This is a genomic window from Burkholderia multivorans ATCC BAA-247, assembly GCF_000959525.1.
Taxonomy (GTDB): Bacteria; Pseudomonadota; Gammaproteobacteria; order Burkholderiales; family Burkholderiaceae; genus Burkholderia; species Burkholderia multivorans.
Genome location: NZ_CP009831.1, coordinates 1,964,420 through 1,981,437, shown reverse-complemented (window position 1 = coordinate 1,981,437; position 17,018 = coordinate 1,964,420). Strand labels below are relative to the sequence as shown.

16 protein-coding genes, 1 tRNA gene and 1 pseudogene are annotated in these 17,018 nt (G+C 66.6%); 7 read left to right on the top strand and 11 right to left on the bottom strand.

The features are described 5' to 3' along the window. Nucleotides 1-96: 96 nt before the first annotated feature. From NP80_RS10890 to NP80_RS10880, 3 genes are read left to right on the top strand one after another with little or no spacing between them, the layout of a single operon-like run. Nucleotides 97-1,536, top strand: coding sequence for a UbiA family prenyltransferase (locus NP80_RS10890; RefSeq protein ID WP_006406101.1), 1,440 nt, complete (start codon nucleotides 97-99; stop codon nucleotides 1,534-1,536). Next, on the top strand, nucleotides 1,533-2,738 hold the full coding sequence (locus NP80_RS10885) for a hypothetical protein (RefSeq protein WP_006411903.1): 1,206 nt from the start codon (nucleotides 1,533-1,535) through the stop codon (nucleotides 2,736-2,738). The genes NP80_RS10890 and NP80_RS10885 overlap by 4 nt, the downstream gene beginning before the upstream one ends. Then, nucleotides 2,735-3,073, top strand: a complete 339-nt coding sequence (locus NP80_RS10880) for a hypothetical protein (protein WP_006396454.1) — start codon at nucleotides 2,735-2,737, stop codon at nucleotides 3,071-3,073. Before NP80_RS10885 ends, NP80_RS10880 begins: the two co-directional genes overlap by 4 nt. 235 nt (nucleotides 3,074-3,308) lie before the next feature. Here the strand turns inward: NP80_RS10880 and NP80_RS10870 are convergent. Beyond that, nucleotides 3,309-3,393: transfer RNA gene (locus NP80_RS10870), tRNA-Leu, on the bottom strand. 135 nt (nucleotides 3,394-3,528) lie between these two features. Between NP80_RS10870 and NP80_RS10865 the strand changes: the two genes are divergently transcribed. Continuing rightward, nucleotides 3,529-4,857, top strand: a complete 1,329-nt coding sequence (locus NP80_RS10865) for a leucine-rich repeat-containing protein kinase family protein (RefSeq protein ID WP_006411905.1) — start codon at nucleotides 3,529-3,531, stop codon at nucleotides 4,855-4,857. 63 nt (nucleotides 4,858-4,920) lie between these two features. Here the strand turns inward: NP80_RS10865 and NP80_RS10860 are convergent, their stop codons facing one another. From NP80_RS10860 to NP80_RS10850, 3 genes are all read right to left on the bottom strand, one after another. Further along, nucleotides 4,921-5,415, bottom strand: a complete 495-nt coding sequence (locus NP80_RS10860; RefSeq protein WP_006411901.1) for an SRPBCC family protein — start codon at nucleotides 5,413-5,415, stop codon at nucleotides 4,921-4,923. A gap of 92 nt (nucleotides 5,416-5,507) precedes the next feature. Beyond that, a complete protein-coding gene (locus NP80_RS10855) occupies nucleotides 5,508-5,810 on the bottom strand; it encodes a 2Fe-2S iron-sulfur cluster-binding protein (protein WP_006396457.1) in 303 nt (100 codons plus the stop codon). A 68-nt stretch (nucleotides 5,811-5,878) separates the two neighbouring features. Next, nucleotides 5,879-7,834, bottom strand: coding sequence for a sigma-54-dependent Fis family transcriptional regulator (locus tag NP80_RS10850; protein ID WP_006411904.1), 1,956 nt, complete (start codon nucleotides 7,832-7,834; stop codon nucleotides 5,879-5,881). Between the two features lie 275 nt (nucleotides 7,835-8,109). On the opposite strand from NP80_RS10850, the gene NP80_RS10845 reads away from it, so the two are divergent. Further along, a complete protein-coding gene (locus tag NP80_RS10845; RefSeq protein ID WP_006396459.1) occupies nucleotides 8,110-8,385 on the top strand; it encodes a DUF2964 family protein in 276 nt (91 codons plus the stop codon). A 244-nt stretch (nucleotides 8,386-8,629) separates the two neighbouring features. After that, nucleotides 8,630-8,938 carry a DUF1488 family protein gene (locus NP80_RS10840; protein ID WP_006396460.1) on the top strand — a complete coding sequence of 103 codons (309 nt, stop codon included), beginning with the start codon at nucleotides 8,630-8,632 and terminating at the stop codon, nucleotides 8,936-8,938. Between the two features lie 124 nt (nucleotides 8,939-9,062). On the opposite strand, the gene NP80_RS10835 is transcribed toward NP80_RS10840, so the two are convergent. Then, nucleotides 9,063-10,364 (bottom strand): NCS2 family permease, encoded by a 1,302-nt coding sequence (locus tag NP80_RS10835; RefSeq protein WP_006406107.1) that lies wholly within the window; start codon nucleotides 10,362-10,364, stop codon nucleotides 9,063-9,065. Nucleotides 10,365-11,297: 933 nt separating this feature from the next. Between NP80_RS10835 and NP80_RS10825 the strand changes: the two genes are divergently transcribed. Continuing rightward, a complete protein-coding gene (locus NP80_RS10825) occupies nucleotides 11,298-11,579 on the top strand; it encodes a hypothetical protein (RefSeq protein ID WP_006406109.1) in 282 nt (93 codons plus the stop codon). Nucleotides 11,580-11,742: 163 nt separating this feature from the next. Here NP80_RS10825 and NP80_RS10820 read toward each other — a convergent pair whose 3' ends face one another. The 6 genes and pseudogenes from NP80_RS10820 to NP80_RS10790 form a co-directional block, all read right to left on the bottom strand. After that, complete coding sequence (locus tag NP80_RS10820; RefSeq protein WP_006406110.1) at nucleotides 11,743-12,138, bottom strand: DUF2917 domain-containing protein; 396 nt, start codon at nucleotides 12,136-12,138, stop codon at nucleotides 11,743-11,745. Between the two features lie 253 nt (nucleotides 12,139-12,391). Continuing rightward, nucleotides 12,392-12,679, bottom strand: coding sequence for a hypothetical protein (locus NP80_RS10815; protein ID WP_006396466.1), 288 nt, complete (start codon nucleotides 12,677-12,679; stop codon nucleotides 12,392-12,394). Between the two features lie 68 nt (nucleotides 12,680-12,747). After that, nucleotides 12,748-13,259: pseudogene (locus NP80_RS10810) on the bottom strand (metal-dependent hydrolase); the annotation flags it as partial. A 248-nt stretch (nucleotides 13,260-13,507) separates the two neighbouring features. Further along, the gene (locus NP80_RS10800; protein WP_006411894.1) at nucleotides 13,508-14,605 is read right to left on the bottom strand and encodes an Abi family protein; all 1,098 of its coding nucleotides are present in this window, start codon (nucleotides 14,603-14,605) and stop codon (nucleotides 13,508-13,510) included. 46 nt (nucleotides 14,606-14,651) lie between these two features. Beyond that, complete coding sequence (locus NP80_RS10795; protein ID WP_006406114.1) at nucleotides 14,652-15,425, bottom strand: slipin family protein; 774 nt, start codon at nucleotides 15,423-15,425, stop codon at nucleotides 14,652-14,654. After that, complete coding sequence (locus NP80_RS10790; RefSeq protein WP_045593437.1) at nucleotides 15,422-16,990, bottom strand: NfeD family protein; 1,569 nt, start codon at nucleotides 16,988-16,990, stop codon at nucleotides 15,422-15,424. The genes NP80_RS10795 and NP80_RS10790 overlap by 4 nt, the downstream gene beginning before the upstream one ends. Between the last annotated feature and the right edge of the window lie 28 nt (nucleotides 16,991-17,018).

The following is a 17,018-nucleotide window of genomic DNA, read 5'->3' as shown; positions in this document are numbered from 1 at the left end:
AGGCGATACACGGGGATAACGGAAATGCAAACGGGGCATTTCCGAAGCAATAGAAAGTATCGGTGTTGAAATTCATTAAAAAATAATTCGAAGCACATGCGAGAGACCAAAACGCTTCCGCTCGTCGTCGATCTCGACGGCACGCTGACGGTGTCGGATACCTTGATGGAATCCGTCATCGCGGTCGTACGGAAAAAGCCTGCGTGCGTTCTGCGCTTGCCGTTCTGGCTTGCCGAAGGCCGCGCCGCATTCAAGGCGCGCATCGCCGAGCAGGCCGATTTTCGGGCAGAGACGCTGCCGTATCGGCAGCCGCTCGTCGACTACCTGCGTCACGAACGCCAGGGCGGCCGCACGATCGTGTTGGCCACGGCCGCCCATGCTTCGATCGCCGATCGTGTCAGCGCGCATCTCGGCCTGTTCGACCGCGTGATCGCGACCTGCGACGGAACGAATCTGAAAGGCGCAGCCAAGCTGGACCGCATTCGCGAGCAGATCGGCGACGACTTCGTCTACGCCGGCGACAGCAAGGCCGATTTGTCCGTCTGGGCCGGTGCAAAAGGGGCAGTCCTCGCCGGCGCGTCGCGCGACGTCGCCGCGAACGTGCGCGGCAGCGTTCCGGTCGAGCGCGAATTCGCGGATGCGCGCGCGAGCCTCGCGACATGGTTCGGCGCGCTGCGCGTTCATCAATGGTTGAAGAACCTGCTGCTGTTCGTTCCGCTGCTGACGGCGTTTGCATTCTTCGACATCGACAAGGTCGCGACACTTGCGCTCGCCTTCGTGTCGATGTCGCTCGGTGCATCGGCGACCTACATCGGCAACGATCTCTGGGATCTGGACAACGATCGGCGGCATCCGCGCAAGCGCAACCGTCCGTTCGCGAGCGGTGCGTTGTCGATTACGGAAGGCCTCGGTTGCGCGGCGCTGTTGCTGACGGCCGCATTTGCGCTCGCATTCGCCGTGTCCCCGGGATTCGCCGGCATGTTCGCGCTTTATCTCGTGCTGACGACGGCATATAGCTGGCGTCTGAAATCGATCGTGTTGCTCGATGTGGTGATCCTGTCGCTGCTGTACACGTACCGCATCGTCGCCGGCGCGGTAGCGGCCGAGATCGTCGTGAGCCGCTGGCTGCTCGCGTTTTCCGTCTTCGCGTTTCTGAGCCTTGCGCTCGTGAAGCGTTGCTCGGAGCTCGTGTCCTTGCGTCAGAGCGACAAGCGTGCGACCGCCGGGCGCGATTATCGCGTCGGCGATCTCGAAGTGCTCTGGCCTTTCGGGATCGGTTCTTCGCTCGCCGCGGTCGTCGTGTTCGGCCTGTTCATCAACGCGCCCGAAACGGCGCAGCGCTACGCGATGCCGCAGCTGCTCTGGCTGGTCCAGATCGGCCTGATCTACCTGTTCGGCCGTCTCTGGATCGCGACGGTGCGCGGCGCGATGCACGACGATCCGATCGTCCATCTTCTCGAAAATCGCGGCAGCTTCGGCATGTTGTGCGCCATGGTGGCGACCGTGCTGGCCGCTCACTTTCTGCCCGCCCTGTGAGCGGCATCTTCACCATGACGGAAAAGAACCGAAACCGCGTGCTGGCGTTTTGCCGCTTCTCGATCGTGTACGTGCTGCTGTTCGTCTGCGCGGGCAACATCACCAACAGCGTGCTGCTGAAGTGGGGATTCCGTGATGCGCAGGCAGACGATCTGCGCAATACGTTCAGCCTGATCGGCATGATGGACGGCGGCGCACCGAAGCCTTTCGTTTATCGCTCGTCGTTTCCGAAAGCGGCGAAATGGCTGGCGGAGCGCATCGAGCCCGATACGCAACAGAAGCTCTATCGCTCGATCACGCGTCACGATTCGCTACGCAACGCCTATTTTTCCGACTTGCCGAAACAGTACTGGACGCCGGTCGTCGCGATTACCTATCACCTGACCTACATCGCGATCGTGCTGTCTGCGCTGTTCGCGCTGTTGCTCGTGTACAAGCTCGCGCGCCTGCACGGACTGAGTTTCGGGCAATCGGTGGGCTTTCTGGCGGGATTCAGCTTTCTCTATCCGCTGACGTTCCAGCAGGGCGCGTACTACTACGATTTCTTTGAAATTCTCGGTGCGCTCGGCGCGTGCTATTTCCTGCTGCGGCAACGCATGATCGCGTGTACGGCGACGATCGCGATCTTCTCGCTGAACAAGGAGACGTTTTTCCTCGTCCCGCTCGCGCTGTTCTTCCTGCACGATCGCGACGTACCGCTGTCGAAACGGGTCGGCTGGCTTGCCGTGCAGCTCGCGATCTGCGGCGCGACGCGTCACTTCATCATGAGCGGCTATGCGCACAATGCGGGCGACTTCGTCGCGTTCCAGCTCTGGGGCAACCTGAAGTTCTGGGTCAATCCGGCATCGTATCTGTCGTTCTACAACCTGATCGGCAAGGGCATTTTTACGCCGAGCCTCGAAAACCCGCTGATGCTGGTGCCGCTCGCCGTCTTCTTCCGCGCCGCATGGCGCAATACGCCCGCGCACTATCGCCGATACTTCCTTGCGGCGTTCCTTCCGGTGCTGCCGTTGTTCATGCTGTTCGGCTGCCGCGATGAAGCTCGCAATTTCTCGGTCGTGTTTCCGGCCGTCGTGTTGATTGCGTTACACGGTGCGACGCGCTTCGATGCGATCTTCGGCAAGCGCGCGGGCGCAGCGGAAACCGCGGGGCGTGCGCCGCGTCACGCCGAAGTCGAACGGGCCGCCGAGGCCGTGCTGTGAACGGGCTGATCGTAGTGGCCAGCGGCGTGTTCGGCGGCGCTGCCGGCGTGTTGCTGCGCGTCGCGGCGCTGAAGGGTGCCGCGCTGGGCGAGTCGAGCCTGTTGCCGTGGATCGCACGCGCGTCGGCCGTCGCCGCGTACGGCATCGGCTTCGTGCTCTACGCGCTCGCGTTGCGCAAGACGACGCTCGCGGTCGCTTATCCGACGATGGTCGCGATGTCGATGATCGTGGTGCTGTCGTTCACGGCGCTGCACGAACAGGTGTTGCGGCCGATGCAGGCGATGGGGGCCGTCGTCATTCTGGTCGGCGTCTGGATGGTCACGCGACACGCGTGAGGCGGAGCGGCAGCCGCATCCGCTGCCGCGGCCTCGGTTTCTTGGGCTTGTGTTTGCCGTGCGCCGGCACGGAAAGCGGCATGAACGGCGCGTCGCTGGTGAGCGTGCCTTTGCAAGGCCAGATCGCCGGTACGTCGACGGTTGACCACACCGCGCCGCGCACCAACAAAAAACCCGCGCAGCATGATGCTGGCGCGGGTTTTTTCCGCGTGTTCGGAACACGCGGCGCGGTATCTGGTGCCCAGGTCGGGACTCGAACCCGAACGCCTCTCGGCGCTACCCCCTCAAGATAGTGCGTCTACCAATTCCGCCACCTGGGCAAGGGGCGCCATTCTAGCGCCCCGTCGCGCATTTGTGAAGAGGGCGTGACAGTCGCGGCGTCGATGCGAAAGCGGTGCCGGTAGAATGCACGCGATCGCTCGTCCGAGCCTCGCAACCGCCTAGCGTTTTTCATTGTGATCGCCACCCTCGAACAACTGCGCGCCGGCCGCCTCGCGGGCGCCCGGCAACTGAAGCTCGCATGCGGGCTGACCGAATTCCCGCGCGAGATTTTCGAGCTTGCCGATACGCTCGAGGTGCTCGATCTGTCCGGCAACGCGCTGTCGTCGCTGCCCGACGATCTGTCGCGGCTGCATCGGCTGCGCATCCTGTTCGCGTCCGACAACCGCTTCACCGAGTTGCCCGGCGCGCTCGGCGCGTGTCCGCAACTGGAGATGATCGGCTTCAAGGCGAACCGGATCCGCACCGTGCCCGGCGCCGCGCTGCCGCGTGTGCTGCGCTGGCTGATCCTGACCGACAACGCCATCGACGCGCTGCCGCCCGAAATCGGCGACTGTTCGCGGCTGCAGAAGCTGATGCTCGCCGGCAACCGGCTGCAATCGCTGCCCGACGAGATGGCCGCGTGCCGGGCGCTCGAACTCGTGCGTCTGGCCGCGAACCGTCTCGACGCGCTGCCGGACTGGCTGCTGCGTTTGCCGCGCCTCGCTTGGCTGGCCGTCGCGGGCAACCCGCTGGGTGCCGCGTCGGAAGCAGCTGCATCGGCCGATGCGGGCGTGACGGACATCGACTGGACGTCGCTCGCCCGCGAGCAGAAGCTCGGCGAGGGCGCGTCGGGCGTCATCTACCGCGCGCGGTGGCGGGCGGACATGGGCGAGCACCCGGTCGCGGTGAAGCTGTTCAAGGGCGCGGTGACGAGCGATGGCCTGCCGGATTGCGAGATGGCCGCTTGCCTGCACGCGGGACGCCACCCGAACATGATTCCGGTGATCGGCCGCGTGCGCGGCCATCCGGACGGCGTGCACGGCCTCGTGATGGAGCTCGTCGATCCTGCGCTGACGAATCTCGCGGGGCCGCCGAACTTCGCCACCTGCACGCGCGACGTTTATGCGGACGATGTGCGCTTCGAGCCCGCGGCCGCGCTGCGCATCGCGCGCGGCATCGCGTCGGTGGCGCGCCACCTGCATGCGCGCGGAATCATGCACGGCGATCTGTATGCGCACAACATCCTGCACGGCGACGACCAACCTGCATTGCTCGGCGATTTCGGCGCGGCGTCGCTCTACGACGTGCGCGATGCGTGGTGTACGGCGCTGTTCGAGCGGCTGGAAGTGCGCGCGTTCGGCTACCTGCTCGGCGAGTTGCTCGAACGGTGCGAGCCGCGCGGGTGGGCGGGCGCGCCGGCGCTCGAAGCGCTGGCGGCCGCGTGCTTGAACGAGGATGTCGACGCGCGGCCGTCCTTCGCCGAGATCGTCGACGCGCTGACGGTGTACGCCGCGCAGCGGTAGCGGCCGCGATCGCGCGTGCGTGCTGCGTACTGCGTACTGCGTGTTGCCGTCCCGGTCGCCGCGCTAGGCCGATCGCGCCAGATACTTCTCGATCAGCTTCATCTGCATGGTCCAGCCTTCGTCGTTCATTTCGTATGCCTTTTCCCGGCGCGCCGCGGCGATCGTGTCGAACCCGGATTCGACGACCGTCAGCAGCGTGCCGCCCGCTTGTTCGGCAAGCGTGAACGTGACGAGCGTCATCGGCTCCGACGCGTAGTCGAATGCCGGATCGACCGCGAACGGATGCCAGCGGAATGAGAACAGCCGCTTCGGCTCGATGCGGTCGACGACGAATTCGAACACCGACCCCGCATAAGGCTCCTGCGCTTTTGCAACGTCGTCGTCGACGCGCGTCGGCGAGATGCGGCCGAACAGCGTCTCGCCCGCGACGAACGGCCCGTCGAACGCGACGCCGAACCACGTGCCGAATTCGCCGGCGTTGCTGACGGCTTCCCACACGCGCTCGAGCGGCGCGGCGAGCTGGACCTGTTTTTCGATGCGATCGGGTGACTGGGGCATCGCTTTCTCCCTCCGGGTATCCATCGTCGACGGCATGCCGCGCGTCACGGCGCTGCGCTGCGAGCCGGGACCGTGGCGCGAACGAATCGGCGTCAGCCGATGAGGGCGGCGTCGGGTACGTCGAGCACGAGGTCGGACGTCGCGACGGCGACACACGGCAGCGTATAGCCGTCGGCCTTTTCCTCGCGGCTCAGTCCGGGCCATTCGATGGTGTAGCGTACGCTCCCGCTGACGATTCGGCAAAGACAGCTGCGGCACGTGCCGTTGCGGCACGAGCGCGGCAGCGACACGTGCGCGAACGCCGCGGCTTCGAGCAGCGTCAGCGAATCGGGCGCATCGAAGCTTGCGCCAAGCGGCTCGATACGCACGAGCGGAGGGCGATCGGAATCGGTCATCGGTAAAGCGGGCATCGGTTGGGCGGAAACGCGCCAAGCATACCCGAAGCCGTGTGCCGCCAGCGCCGTCAACGGCGGCGCAGGTAGCGGTACACCGTGTTGCGGGCGAGCCCCAGTTCGCGCGCGGCCGCCGACACGTTGCCGCCGTGCCGCGCAACGGCCGCATCGATCACGGCGGCCTGATGATCCTGTAGCGTCGTCGTGCCGCGCGGGGCGGGCGGTATGGTCGACGGAGCCGATGCCGTCGATGCAGCCGATGCAGCCGATGCAGCCGATGCAGCCGATGCAGCCGATGCGGCGGCCGGCGCGCCGTCGCAGTCGAGCCAGAAATCGTCGGGCAGGTGCGCGAGTGCGATTTCGTCTTCGTCCTCGGCGAGCATGCCGGCCGTGCGCAGCACGTTCGTCAGCTGACGCAGATTGCCGGGCCAGCGATGGCGCGTGAACGCATCGAGCACGTCCGGCGCGATGCGATGCGGCATGGGTTCGCTGCGCGCGAGCCGCGCGAGGATGCGCTCGACGAGCGCCGGCAGGTCGGTGCGCGCGGCGAGCGGCGGCAGCGTGACGGCGAGGCCGTTGATGCGGTAGAACAGGTCCTCGCGGAACGTGCCGGCCGCGATCATCGCGCGCAGGTCGCGGTGCGTCGCGCAGACGATGCGCACGTCGACCGGCACTGCGCGCGCGCCGCCGAGCGGCATCACCGCGCGTTCCTGCAGGACGCGCATGAGCCGCACCTGCTGCGCGAGCGGCATGTCGCCGATTTCGTCGAGAAACAGCGTGCCGCCGTCGGCCTGCACGATCTTGCCGGGACTGCCGCGTTTGCGCGCGCCGGTGAATGCGCCGTCTTCGTAGCCGAACAATTCGGCCTCGATCAGCGTATCGGGCAGCGCTGCGCAGTTGACCGCGACGAAGGGGCCGTCCGCGCGCGGCGACGCGTGGTGCAGCGCGCGGGCGAGCCACTCCTTGCCGGTGCCGGTCTGGCCGAGGATCAGCAGCGGCAGGTCGCGGCCGCGAATCTTGGCGACACGTTCGAGCACGGCGGCCATCCGCGCGTCGCCGGTATCGAGCGTCGCGAACGTGATCGCCTCCGGGTCCGGCGCGCGCACGTGTGTGGCGGGCGCCGGCGGCGTGACGGCTACGGCGGTTTTTTGCGCGTCGGCGAATTCGCAGCGCGCAAGCACGCGCACGCCGCTCGACAGCGTGAGCCGCAGCATCGCGCCGGGCGCGCGCGCGGCCTGTTGCGCAAGCTCGCCGAACCGCATGCCGAACAGCGCGTCGCAACCCTGATGCTGCAGCGCATCGAACGGTGCGCCGAGCTGAAACTGTGCGCTGCGGTTCGCGGCAATCAGGCCGCCGTCGGCGCCGAACGCGACGAGTCCGGCGAACAGCGAGTCGACGCAATCCTCGTGTGCATGAAAGCGTACGCGCAGCGCTTCCGCGCATTGGTTCGCGAACAGATGGTTCTCGATCAACTGCGCGGACATGCGCACGAGCGCGAGCGTATGCGGGCTGAAGCCGCGCGGATCGCCGCTCACGTCGAGTGCGCCGAGCGTGCGGCCGAACGGATCGACGATCGGCGCGCACGAGCACGTCAGGATGTGGTTCGCGCGCAGGAAATGCTCGGCGCCGTGCACGGCGATCGCCTGTCCCGACGCGAGGGCGGTGCCGATCGCATTGGTGCCGCGCGCGCGTTCGGCCCATGAAACGCCGGTGCATAGCGCGACGCGGTTGGCTTTTTCGATGAAGTCGTCGTCGCCGATGCTGTGCAGGATGACGCCGGCGGCGTCGGTGAGGAGCACGAGGCTTTGTGTATCGGCGATCTGTGCGTGGAGGTTTTCCATCACGGGCCGTGCATGGGCGAACAGTGCGTGATTCGTGTCGAGCAGTTCGCGCAGCGCGATCTGCGACAGCGGCGAGAAATCGGGGCGCTCGTGCGCGCGCAAGCCGACCGCGGCCGATCGGGCGTGCGCCTGCGCGAGCAGGTCGACGCGGCCCGCGGCGGCGGGCAGCATGGAAGATTGAGGCATCGCTTGTCTCCTGTCGGCCCCGGTTAGCGCTTTAGCGCTTACCGGGGCCCCACGCACCGCGAGTCGGCACCAGTTCGCACTTCACCGCTTACCAACGCCCCACGCACCACGCGTCCACCACCCAGCGCTTTCACGCATACCGGCGCTTCATGATTTCCCGCGCGTGGCGCACCTGACACATCGACGCACGCGCACGGGTATTCGCCATCATACAAGCGCCCCGCGCGACATGCGACCGCGTACAAATTCCCCTTGCTTTTAAGCGTCTACCTGCAATGATGGAAATGGAACACGCACGCGCCGTGTTCCGCATTGCAACATGCATGCGACGCGACATGCATCCGTTCGGGAGAGCCATCATGGTTCGGACGGAACTGAGAGTCGTGCTGGCGGCCATCGCCACTTTCATCATGTTGGGCGGCATTGCCGTCGCGATCCACGGGTTGCTGTTCGATGTCGCGGACGCCGTACGATACGGCGCCGCCGCGATTACGATCGGCGTCACGACCGCCGCGATCGCGCTCAACGTGTGGCCGACCGACCCCCACTGACGCGCGCAACGAAACGGTGCCGGATCCCGCGCGGGTCGCCCGACATCCGCGTCGAAGCGACGCGCACCGTAAATTTTGCCTCCTGCGCGAAACCGTCTAAAGTGGAATGCAACCGGCATGCGTTGTCCGCGCCATACCCCCGCGGGCAGTGCCGCTGCCGGAGAGCCCGTGTCCATTTCGTCCGACCGGTGGCGGACGACGGACGCGGTCATTCGTTTTCTACCGGACGACTGAGGCGGCTCCCATGCAGATCCATTTCACGAACGAGGCGCCCGAATACTCGGGGCGCGACCTGATGCTTGCGTTTACGGCGCTGGTCAATGGCGAGCGAGTCCAATGTCAGATCACGGCCGAGGCGATGGAGGATCACTTCGGGGCGGCGTCGCCGCGCTTCGAGGACATGGTCGGCGCGTTCGACCAGCATCGCGAGCGCATCGAGGCGGCGGCGCGACGCCTGCTGTCGGAAACGCGCGCGCAATGCGTGACGCTGCGCAGCGGCTACGTGCGTTTTTACGAGGCGAACGGCGCGCTGAACCGGCCGGCCGGGCAGTGAGTGCAGCGGGCGCCGTATGCCGGCGCCCGTAGCCGGTGCGCATCCTTCCGCACGCTGAAGCGACAACGCCACCCGAAGGGTGGCGTTTCGTTTTCCTTCTCCGGCGCGTGCCGGCCCGCGTCCGTTACTCGCTGCCGAGATAGAAGAAGCGGAACAGGAACACGGCTGCGATGATCCACACGATCGGCTTGACCGTGCGTGCCTGGCCGGTCAGCAGCTTGAGGCCGCCGTACGCAATGAAGCCGAACGCCACGCCGTTCGCGATCGAATAGGTGAACGGCATCAGCAGCGCGGTCAGCGCGGCCGGCACGGCTTCGGTCGCATCGTCCCACGGCACGTCGACCATTTCGCGCAGCATCAGGCACGACACGTACAGCAATGCGGGTGCGGTCGCATAGGCGGGCACGACGCCGGCGAGCGGCGCGATGAACAGGCACGCGAGGAACAGCACCGCGACCGTGATCGCGGTGACGCCGGTGCGGCCGCCGGCCTGCACGCCCGAGGCGCTTTCGATATAGGCGGTGGTCGACGACGTGCCGAGCACCGAGCCCGCGACGATCGCGGTGCTGTCCGCGAGCAGCGCCTTGTTGAGACGGTGCATCTTGCCTTCGACGAGCAGCCCCGCGCGGTTCGCGACGCCCATCAGCGTGCCGGTCGCATCGAACAGTTCGACGAGGAAGAACACGAGGATCACGTTGATGATGCCCGTCGACAGCGCAGCGCCGATGTCGAGCTTGAACAGCGTCGCGTCGATCGACGGCGGCGCGGAAAACACGCCGTGGAACTGGTTGTCGCCGAAGAAGAACGACAGCACGGTCACGCCGAGAATGCCGATCAGGATCGCGCCGCGCACGCGCAGATGATCGAGCGTGACGATCGTGAAGAAGCCGATGATCGCGAGGATCGTGTCGTGCTTGTGCAGATCGCCGAGCGTCACCAGCGTGGCCGGATTGCCGACGATCACGCCGGACGTCTTCAGCGAGATGATCCCGAGGAACAGCCCGATGCCGGCCGTGATCGAGATGCGCAGCGATTTCGGAATGCCGTTGACGATCGCCTCGCGCACGCGGAACAGCGTGACGAGCAGGAACAGGCAGCCCGAGATGAACACCGCGCCGAGCGCGGCTTGCCACGAGAACCCGAGCCCCTTGACGACCGTATACGCGAAGTACGCGTTCAGCCCCATGCCCGGTGCGCACGCGATCGGATAGTTCGCGTACAGCCCCATGATCAGCGAGGCGAGCGCCGCGACGAGGCAGGTCGCGACGAATACGGATTCCTTCGGCATGCCGGCGTCGCCGAGGATCGCGGGGTTGACGAAGATGATGTAGGCCATCGTCAGGAACGTGGTGACGCCCGCGAGTATTTCGGTGCGGAAGTCGGTGCCGGCTTCAGCGAAGCCGAAATACCGCTTGATGGATTCCATGAAGGCGTTTCTCCGGTCGGGTTGTCGTATTGCTTGTCGTGCCGAATTGTTGTAAGGCTGCGTGCGGCGGCTAACTGTAACCAGCCACTATTGTTCGGCTATCGGCGGATTGTAATAGCGCGGATAGCTCCGACGATATAGTCGCGGGGCACGATCGGCATCTTCGCGACAGCGACCTGGCGGCCTGGTCGCCCGATGCCGCGCGAAGAAGGCGCGCATTTTACCGGTTCGGCGACAACGGGCGCCGGCACCGCGACGAAGCGCGCACGAACGGCGACGAATCGCGGCTGAACGGAGCGCGAAACAGGCGAGCAGCGGCGGAGAGGCGCGGAAGAGGCGGACGAGAAGAGGACGAGAAGCGCGGAAGAAGCGGGCGAGAAGTGAGCGAGAAGCATGGCGATCGGCTGAAATGCGCGAGAAAACCGCGAAGCCGCTCGATGCGCGCCGACGAGCCTGCGAGGCTTTGCAGGCCGATGCGCATGCAACGGCCGCCTTCCGGATTCCGCGCGTGACATGCGACTGAAACGCCCTCGCCGCATGCTCGACGAAGGCGAGCGGCGCGACGCCGCGCGCCCGCACGCTGCCGTACCCGATGCGCGCATCGGCGTGCATGCGCCCATTCGTCAGTCCAGGCCGCGGCAGGCATCGCGTTATCGTGCGCCGAAGCCGTCGCGTTCGCAACTGTCATCTGACGCGCAGACGCGACTGTGGTTTTCTATGTAAAAGAATGCAAGAGGCCATCGCGTAAACCGGCAACTCTTTCTAGGATAGATACACCGCGCACATACGCCGGGCCGGTTGCTGTCGGCGCGGGGGAGCTGCAGTACGTATGGGCGAAGGCGGTGAAGCGCGGTGGCGGCCGTTGTGCGTTCGGGCAGACACGGCCGATTGCGATTGCCCGATGCGGGTTCGTCCGTTATCACGGAGGTCAGCATGTTGAACTGGATCAGCCGTTGGGCTATGCGACACGCCCCCACGCCGGAAAAAACCGCTGCGTCGATGCTCGTGACGGCGCGCATGGAACTGTTCGCAGCCGAACAGCGCGTGATCGACGCGAAGCTGCAGGCGGACTACTGGCGCACGCGTGTGTCCTTTCTCGAGGAAGTACAAAAGCAGGGCATCGATCCCTGGGTCACCTCGCAGTCGGCGATGCAAAAGCCCGAGCTCGATTCGACTCCCCGAAGCACGGGCCCGCGTCTCGCCGCCAGCACCTGATGTGCGTGCTGGCCGCACCCCGCGTGCAATCGCGCGCGACACGCACCGGCGTGCCGCGTCCTTCGACACGCACCTGCGACGCGACACGCCGCAGGTGCGCGCATTGTTCTGCGCGGCCTGGCCGCGTCTCGCGCGCGTGAGCGCGCGCCTCCCGCAATCACGTTCATTCCCGCGCTTCACGCGTTCGCCATCGGCCGACGAGCAGGCGCCGCGCCAGCGCTAGCGCACGCCGAAGCCGATCGCCGCCCGGCACGTACGCGGTCGTGATCGACGCTTCGGCCGGACGATCGTCGTCGGCGCTGAGCCAGATGCGCTCGCCGCGCGCCACGCGCAGCACGTCGCCCGGCTGCACCCAGTAATCGTCGACGCTCGGTGGCCGTGTGATCCACAGTGGTGCGCCGTGCGCTCGCACCTCCGCATCGCGCGGCGCGCGCCAGCTCAGCGTCGTGCGCGGCGCCACGGCGAAACGAATCACGACCGTCGGTAATGCGATCGCGTCCGGGCGACGGCGATCGGGACGAACAAACAGCGAGCTTGCCTGGTCCATCGTCTTCTCCATTCGTTGAGCCGGACGGATGACGTGCACCACAACAAAAAGGCCTCATCCGTTTCCGGCGAGGCCTTGCGTGACATGCGGTTACTGCCTGAATGCTAACGCGCAAGCGCCTCCCGTGACGCACCGATATGGTGTGCGTTCACCGGGCAATTAATCGCGATGGCGATGAGCTTGAACGTAGGCATGCGAACGAGTGTGTCGCGCTCGCGCGGCGTTGTCAACGACTATTTTGAGATGACGTGGCGCGCATTGCGCATTATGCGTCGCGTTGCGCGAGCGCGTTCACGAGCAGTTCGGACAGCAGGCCCGTCATCCCGTTCGGATGCGTCGCGGCGCGTGCCTTCAGCTGTTCGACGAGCTCGGCGTTCAGCTTGCAGGCGAACGGCACGAGGCCGAGTTCCTGGTCGAGCTTGCGCTGCGCGCGGCGATCGAGCTTGGCCGCTTCCTCGGCGCCCTTGCCGAAGCGCGCGGAGCTCGACTGCTTCATCGCATGCGTGAGCTTCAGCGCCTTGTTCTTTTCGAGATCGGTTTTCTTCATGGCCATCGCGGCACCTCCGGGAAATGAAGCCGCGATTGTACGCATTTCGGCGGGGGCCGCCGCGGCGCGCCGTCTCAGCCGCGCGTGGGCGCTTGCCAGTTGCCGCCGTACGCGGCCGCCTGCGCGGCAGGCGAGCGCGCCAGATACTCGAGCGCCTGTTCGGTCGAGCCTTCGGCGTGCGGCGTATAGCCTGGCCGGAAATAGCGCAGCGCCGCGCAGATCACCTTCCAGAACGACGGTAGATGCCCGCGCCGCGAACCTTGCCACCACGACAGCACGAAGCCCGGATAGCGGCCCGCGTCCGGATCGCGTCGATACATGAACTTCGCGCTCGTCGTGATGTAGTAGAGCAGCAGCACGATCACGAACGCCATGTGCACGCAGCGCTCCGGATACGAGCCGCCCATGTGCCGGTAGATGTCGAAGCCACGGTGCGGTGCTCGAGTTCCTCCGCGCCGTGCCAGCGCAGCAGATCGACCATCGTCGGGTCGGCCTTGCCCGCGTCGAGGCCGTGCGCGTTGAGCACCCCGTTGCCGAGATAGCCGAAGAAATGCTCGAGCGATGCGATCACCTTCCGTGACGGTCGTCGGGCAACGTGTCGAGATCGACGTGTTCGACGACGGACATGGAGGTGTCCCGATTCGAGGGTAACGAGGACATTGAAGGTGGAGTCGAATTGATCGACTCCATCGTGGCGTCAGGGAGGTAGCGCTGCGAGACGGACACGGACGCGGACAAAACGGCCAGCAATAAAAAAGGACGCTTGCGCGTCCTTTTGCCGTCTGAGGTGTTGCGCATCGTCGAGAGGCGTCCCCAGCGTTGTCGTCGAAGATGCTAACGAACTTTCGTCGGGATGTCAAAGTGCATCGTATTGCATTCCCCATCGGGTCGGGCCAGCGCCTGTTGCCATGCCGGCGTCAAATGCCAGTCGGTCGTGAAACCGAGATGCGTCGATGGGGCCACGTGCTCGCAACCCGCCAAAACAGTTCGCAACGTTTCGCGCCATTCGTCTCCGTGGCCGAGCGGGTCGAGCAAGGCCTTGATCATCGTCGCGCGCGCGTAAAACGTCTCCGGCCGTGTCATTTCCGCTGCATACCGGGCGAGATTGCGCGCGGCCGGCTTCGCCGGAGGCGATACCGTCAGTTTCATTCCCCACAGCCGGGCGTGATGCGCACATGCGTTGCGCAGATCCGTGAGCGATTGCAGCCAACTGGTGAGCACCGTGTCCGGGATGTCGGGCCACATGTGGCGCCCGGCGGTCTTGCGGTCACGTATCGACAGCGCATTGAAGAGCCGCGACAAGGCGCCCAGGCTGAGCCGCTCGCAGACTAGCCAGATCGGCGGCAAGTCGGGTCTGGCGTAGGTCCGGTAGTAATGAGCGAGCGCCGCTGCTTTCCGGGTTTCGCATTCGCTCGCAATCTGGTCCAGTACGCGCGCATACTGGCGCAGATCGACGAAGCGTTCCCTCTCGATATACCAGTGGCTGCCGTAGTCGATCGCGAGAGGATTGCTGAGGGCGGCACGCAGCGCAACCTCGATGCGTTCGACCGCGTCCATTGTGATCGAGCGCAGGCGCCGATCGAATGCGTACAGCTCAGCGATGTCGGAGAAGCGCGTTCTGGGCCAGAACTGCTTCGTAGCGGGGTTCTGAAACCGACGCATGTAGACCTGCAGCCGGAAATGGCCGATCGACCGGAGCACGCGCAAGTTCGTGGGGCGATCGTCGATGCGCAGGCCGCGTTGCCACAGGCGATGCAGTGTTTCCTCGGCGCTGAGCGCCACTTTGCCGTACGTTCTGGTTGGCGTCGCCGGTGCTGTCTTCCTGATTCGATTCTTGCCCATCGTCGATCCGTACCGCCATGCATGGATCTCGATGTATACGTCCAACTCGCTGCCAGCGGCACCTTTCATACCGTTCGGCTGATGCGGCACGGCCGCCCGCGTTGGCCAATACTTACGGTCACGCTCCGAACCCGCGTTACTCCTCCCGCCTCCCTCCCCACCGCTCCAGCAACACCCCCAGCAGATCGACCGGCAGCGGAAACACGATCGTCGAATTCTTGTCCGCCGCGATCGTCGTCAGCGTCTGCAGATAGCGCAGCTGCATCGCCTGCGGCTGCTGCGCGAGCCGTTGCGCGGCCTGCAGCAGCTTTTCGGACGCCTGCAGTTCGCCTTCCGCATGAATCACCTTCGCGCGCCGTTCGCGCTCGGCCTCGGCCTGCCGCGCGATGGCGCGCACCATCGTCTCGTTCAGGTCGACGTGCTTGATCTCGACCGTCGATACCTTGATCCCCCACGCATCGGTCTGTGCGTCGAGCGTCTTCTGGATGTCGGCGTTCAACTGTTCGCGCTCCGCCAGCAGCGCATCGAGTTCGTGCTTGCCGAGCACCGCGCGCAGCGTCGTCTGCGCGAGCTGGCTCGTCGCCTCGAAAAAGCGCGCGACCTGGATCACGGCCTTTTCCGGATCGACGACGCGAAAATACACGACCGCGTTCACCTTCACCGACACGTTGTCGCGCGTGATCACGTCCTGCGCCGGCACGTCGAACACGACCGTGCGCAGATCGATCCGCACGACCTGCTGGACGATCGGAATGATCAGCACGAGCCCCGGTCCCTTGACCTTCCAGAACCGGCCGAGCATGAACACGACGCCGCGCTCGTACTCGCGGAAGATGCGGATCGACGACGCGATCAGTATCGCGACGAATACGATCAAAACGCTGCCGAAGCCGAACGTATAACCGATCATCGAGCGTCTCCCTGTGGTGGCGATGCAAGCGGCGCGCGCGGCGCGGGCGTCGCGTCGTACAGCGGCGCGACGGTGAGCGTCAGCCCCTGCCGTCCGGTCACGCGCACGCGGCAGCCGGCCGCGAGCGGCGCGCTGCACGCGACGCGCCAGCGCTCGCCGTGTACGCGCGCCCATCCGGCCGCCGACGGCGGCGCCGCGCCGTTCGGCCCGTGCGGCTGGTCGGCGTGCAGGCCGTCGTCGAGCACTTCGCCGATGCTGCCGACGATCGCCTCGCCGCCCGTGACGACCGGCCGCCGCCGCGCGCGCAGCGCAACGCTCGACACGCCGGCGACGAGCAGCGCGCCGCCGAGCGCGAGGCTCGCGATGACGGGCCACGGAATGCCGTAGCCGGGCACGTCGGTGTCGATCAGCATCAGCGCGCCGATCACGAACGCGACGATGCCGCCGAAGCCGAGCACGCCGAAGGTCGGCAGAAACGCTTCGGCGACGAGGCAGCCGAGACCGAGCAGCACGAGCGCGAGGCCCGCATAGCTGACGGGCAGCAACTGCATCGCGAACAGCCCGACCAGCAGGCAGATCGTCCCGGCGACGCCCGGCAGCACGAAGCCGGGGTTCGCGAACTCGAAGAACAGCCCGTAGATGCCGATCGTCAGCAGGATCAGCGCGACGTTCGGATCGGCGACGATCGACAGGAAGCGGCTGCGCCAGTCGGGCTCGACGACGACGAGCGGCGCGTGCGCGGTCGCGAGCCGCAGCGTGCCGGCGGCCGTCGTCACGCTGCGGCCGTCGAGCTGCCGCGCGAGATCGGCCGGGTCCTGCGCGATCAGGTCGACGACGTGCTGCGCGCGCGCTTCGTTCGCCGACAGGCTGACCGCCTCGCGCACCGCGCGCTCCGCCCATTCGGCGTTGCGTCCGCGCAGTTGCGCGAGGCCGCGCAGATAGGCGGCCGCGTCCTGCGTCGCCTTGCGGATCTCGGTCGACTGCGTGTCGGCCGGCAGCGCGGCCGGCGTGCCCGATGCCGAAGACGGGCTCGCGCCGCGCGACGCCGGCGCCTGCGGCGGCGCGGCCGGCGTACCGCCGCCGACGCCGAGCTGCACCGGCGATGCCGCGCCGAGATTGGTACCGGGCGCCATCGCCGCGATATGGCTCGCATAGACGATGTAGGTGCCCGCGCTCGCGGCACGCGCGCCGCCCGGCGCGACGAAAGCCGCGACCGGTACCGGCGAGCCGAGGATCGCCTTGATGACCTGCCGCATCGACGTGTCGAGGCCGCCGGGCGTGTCGAGCTGCAGGATCGCGAGCGGCGCATGCTCGCGGGCTGCGCGCTGGAGCGAACGGACGACGAAGTCGGCGCTGGCCGGCCCGATCGCGCCGTTGAGCGGAATCACGATCACAGGCGCCGGGCCCGCAGGCGCAGGCGCAGGCGCGGGCGGCGGCGCGGCGACGGCCGCGCATACGACGAGCAGCACCGCGAACAGCGCGGCGCGCGCGACCCGCGCGGACAGCGGGTGACGAGGGCGGCCGCCGCGCGCGGCGTGCGGCGGTCCGTGACGTGGAGCGTGCATCGGGACGTCCGGGCGGCGCGCGGCCGCA